Origin of the sequence: Streptomyces sp. NPDC059564, from assembly GCF_042735575.1 — a bacterium.
Classification (GTDB): domain Bacteria; phylum Actinomycetota; class Actinomycetes; order Streptomycetales; family Streptomycetaceae; genus Streptomyces.
The window spans coordinates 1-3481 of sequence record NZ_JBHWBP010000545.1 but is presented as its reverse complement, the minus strand read 5'-3'; the positions used below and the strand labels follow the sequence as shown (position 1 = coordinate 3481).

Below are 3481 nucleotides of genomic sequence, written 5' to 3'. Positions count from 1 at the left end.
CCCCACCCCCCCCGCCCCCCCCCCCACGGCGGTGACGGGGGTCACCTCACGCGGCGTCGGTGGCGACCGCGGCGGTGTCCATCGCGTCCCGCAGGCTCCGCGGCCGCAGGTCGGTCCAGCGCTCCTCCACGTGCGAGAGGCACTTTTCGCGGCTCTCCTCGCCGAACACGGCGCGCCACCCGGCGGGAATTTCGGAGAACGAGGGCCACAGCGAATACTGCTCCTCGTCGTTCACCAGAACAAAGAAACGGCCGTCGGCGTCGTCGAACGGGTTGCTGCTCATCAAACCACTCCAATTCAAGCCGTCCACGATTCACATTCGAGCGGAAAGTGAATCATCATCCATCGGTGGGATGGATTCGGGCCGACGGGTATGCGTATCACCTTCCCAAGAGCCCGCATCACAGCCAAGTGTCCTCGTGCCGCATTCGAGCGCGCGTCCACCGGTGACCGGGGCCCGGCCCGCGGCCGGGGTCCTCCACAGAGGGAGGTTCTCATGACCGTCAGCGCGCACCCGGCCCTGGCCAAGGCCCAGTCCATCGGCGACGCCCTGCCGTGGCTGGCCCGCCACCAGGGCCGGACGGTCGTCATCAAGCTGGGCGGACACGCCATGGTCGACGAGGAGCTCACGGCGGCCTTCGCCCGCGACGTCGTCTTCCTGCGCTACGCCGGGCTGCGGCCCGTGGTGGTGCACGGAGGAGGCCCCCAGATCGATGCCGAGCTCGCGCGGCGCGGCCTGGAGCGCGAGTTCAAGGCCGGGCTCCGGGTCACCTCGCCGCCCGTGCTGGACGTGGTGCGGATGGTCCTCGCCGGCCAGGTGCAGCGCGATCTGGTCGGGCTGATCAACCGCTTCGGCCCGCTCGCCGTCGGCATGACCGGCGAGGACGCGGACACCCTCACGGCGGTGCGGCACGTGCCGTGGATCGACGGGGAGCCGGTGGACGTCGGCCGGGTCGGCGACATCACCGGCGTGGACACCGGCGCCCTGGACAGCCTGCTGGCGGACGGCCGGATCCCGGTGGTCTCGCCGCTCGCCCGCAGCGCCGAGGACGGCCTGGTCTACAACGTCAACGCCGACACCGTGGCGGCGGCGCTGGCGACCGCGCTGGGCGCCGAGGCGCTCGTCATGATGACGGACGTCGCCGGCCTGTACGCGGGCTGGCCGCACGGCAACGAGGTCATCCCGCGGCTCACGGCCCGCGAGCTGGAGAAGCTCCTGCCGGAGCTGAGCGACGGCATGGTGCCCAAGATGACCGGTTGCCTGGACGCCGTACGGGGCGGCGTGGGCGCGGCCCGGGTGATCGACGGACGGATCCCGCACTCCGTCCTCCTGGAGATGTTCACCGCCGACGGGGCCGGCACGGTGATCGTGCCGGACCCGGACGGGGCGGCGGCCGGCCCTCGCGGGTCCGGCGGTCCGGGGATGCGGCCGGCGCCGCGGCACGATCCGCCCCGTGGGCTCGTCCGCCTGCGGTTCGCCGATGCGACCGCGCTCGAAGGTGCCGCCGCCGCCTTCGGCGCCGTGTCGGGCCCGGGGTTCGGCGACGCGTGGAGCGACCCCGCGACGCTCACGCTCCAGATCCCCGGCGACGCCGGCGTCGAGAGCCTGCGGGCCGTGCTCGCGGTCCTCGACGGGGCGGCGATCACCTCCGAGTCGCTCACCGTGCACACGCACGAACTCGACGACGTCTTCGCCGCGTTCAGCCGTCTGCCCTGAGCCGGGGCGGGGGCGCGGGCGGGGGCGGGGGCGCGGGCGGGGGCGGGAGCGCTTGAGGAGTATTTCAAGGATGCTCGATCCGAGCCTCAAAGACTGTCCGGACACGGACGGAAGCGGAGGCTGAGATCATGACCGTCGAACTGGTGGGCACGGCCGAACGTCCGCCCCAGGGCGAGAAGTTCGCCGCCCTGTACGCGGAGGTGCAGCGGTTCTACGCGCACCAGATGCAGATCCTGGACGCGCACGACACCGAGCGCTGGGCGGCCACCTTCACCGAGGACGCCGTCTTCGAGACGCCCTCCCTGGCCGCGCCGGTGCGTGCCCGCGCCGGGCTCGCCGGCTACGTGCGCGCCGGCGCGGCACGGCAGCGGCGGGCAGGCGGCCGCCTCGACCACTGGATCGGCATGCTCGACGTACGGCCCCAGGCGGACGGGACGCTGCACACCCGCTGCTCGGCCCTGGTGCACGTCACGCCCAGCGGGGGCGGCTCCAAGGTCCTGTACGTGTGCGTCATGGAGGACGTCCTGGTCCGCACCAGCGGCAAGTGGCGCACCGCGCACCGCCGGGTGGTCCGCGACGACCTGGCCTGAGCGCGCCGGGTCAGCGGTGGGCGTCGGGGCGGGTGGCCTTGCCGTCCAGCCAGAGGGTGTCGCAGGCGTCGCGGTGCGGGCCCGTCGTTCCGACGTGCTTCGCGTCGATCTTCGCCCCGTGCTTGAGGACGTGGACCAGGGCCATGCCGTGCCCCCGGCCCAGGCCGTAGTCCTCCTTGAGCCACGCGAGGACCGTTCCCGCCTTCGTGGACGGGGCGTCGAAGCCGCGCTCCCCGGCCAGGGCGACGAGCTGTCGGGGCGTCAGCCCCGTCTTGGTCTCGATGGTGTCGAGGTACGCCTGGAACGACATGTCTGTTCTCCCGTCGGGTGGGCCGTGGCGCGGTGTGCGTCCGGGAGGTGGACCCCGGCCCGAGGCAAAACTCATCGGTCACCCCCGAAGATCTTTCCGCTGCGGGTGATCCGTACGCTGGGCGGCGGGGGTGTGCCGTGCGGAAGCTGATCGTGTGGGCCGCGGCGGGAGTCGTGGCTTTGTGTGGTGTCGTCGCCGCGGTGGAGGTCTTCGGGGCCTACCGGGTGCCGGCCGGGCCCTTCGCGGGCGGGGCCGCTTGTTCGCGGGCGCTCGCGGGGCTTCCGGAGCGGCTGCTCGGGCGGGAGCGGGATGCCGTCGAGGGGACGGGCGCCGCGGGGTGGGGGGACGGGGCCATCGTGCTGAGGTGCGGTGTGCGGCCGCTCGCCCCGACCATCGACTCCTGTGTGAACGTCAACGGCGTCGACTGGGTGCTCGACGACGAACGGGCCCAGCGGAGCGGGGAATGGGTGTTCACGACCTACGGGCGCGAGACGGCGGTCGCCGTCGCCTTCAAGGGCGGGCAGGTGGCGGGTGACGCCCTGGTCGTCATCAACGGCAGTCTGGGGCATCTCGCGCAGAAGTCCAGGTGCCCGGGAGCGGACGACGCGGCAATCGGGTGACAAGGCGCCACAAGTGGGGGGCGGGGGCGTTAGCAGGGGGACTTCCCCAATCGGGGCCCGTTATCCCTCAAGCGAAGGACTGCTCGAGAATGCTGAAGAAGATCATGACCGCTGCCGCGGTCTCCGCCGTTGCCGTCGGCGCGGGCGCGGCCATCGCGACCCCGGCCATGGCCATCGGCAACGACAACGGGATCAACACCGTCAACGGCAACGGTGCCCAGCAGATCTACGGCAACCAGAAGAC

General features: G+C 72.4%; 4 protein-coding genes and 2 pseudogenes. 4 read left to right on the top strand and 2 right to left on the bottom strand.

What is annotated here, in order from left to right; translation table 11 throughout:
* Positions 1–46: 46 nt before the first annotated feature.
* Entirely contained in the window at positions 47–283 is a 237-nt protein-coding gene (locus tag ACFV0Q_RS39830; protein WP_385012780.1) for an MbtH family protein, read from the bottom strand.
* Between the two features lie 213 nt (positions 284–496).
* On the opposite strand from ACFV0Q_RS39830, the pseudogene argB reads away from it, so the two are divergent.
* Positions 497–1396 (top strand): annotated as a pseudogene (gene argB, locus ACFV0Q_RS39825) (acetylglutamate kinase); the annotation flags it as partial.
* 449 nt (positions 1397–1845) lie between these two features.
* Positions 1846–2307: a nuclear transport factor 2 family protein gene (locus tag ACFV0Q_RS39820; RefSeq protein ID WP_385012778.1), complete on the top strand. Its 462-nt coding sequence runs from the start codon at positions 1846–1848 to the stop codon at positions 2305–2307.
* Between the two features lie 10 nt (positions 2308–2317).
* On the opposite strand, the gene ACFV0Q_RS39815 is transcribed toward ACFV0Q_RS39820, so the two are convergent.
* The gene (locus ACFV0Q_RS39815; RefSeq protein WP_385012776.1) at positions 2318–2617 is read right to left on the bottom strand and encodes a DUF4287 domain-containing protein; all 300 of its coding nucleotides are present in this window, start codon (positions 2615–2617) and stop codon (positions 2318–2320) included.
* A gap of 137 nt (positions 2618–2754) precedes the next feature.
* Here ACFV0Q_RS39815 and ACFV0Q_RS39810 point away from each other — a divergent pair, with 137 nt between their 5' ends.
* Positions 2755–3237 carry a DUF3515 family protein gene (locus ACFV0Q_RS39810; RefSeq protein WP_385012775.1) on the top strand — a complete coding sequence of 161 codons (483 nt, stop codon included), beginning with the start codon at positions 2755–2757 and terminating at the stop codon, positions 3235–3237.
* Positions 3238–3326: 89 nt separating this feature from the next.
* Positions 3327–3481, top strand: a pseudogene (locus tag ACFV0Q_RS39805) (RdlA protein); the annotation flags it as partial.

Bases quoted from the DNA above. Each gene is read 5' to 3' on its own strand.
- ACFV0Q_RS39830 (WP_385012780.1), bottom strand. From the start codon at position 283: ATGAGCAGCAACCCGTTCGACGACGCCGACGGCCGTTTCTTTGTTCTG.
- ACFV0Q_RS39820 (WP_385012778.1), top strand. From the start codon at position 1,846: ATGACCGTCGAACTGGTGGGCACGGCCGAACGTCCGCCCCAGGGCGAG.
- ACFV0Q_RS39815 (WP_385012776.1), bottom strand. From the start codon at position 2,617: ATGTCGTTCCAGGCGTACCTCGACACCATCGAGACCAAGACGGGGCTG.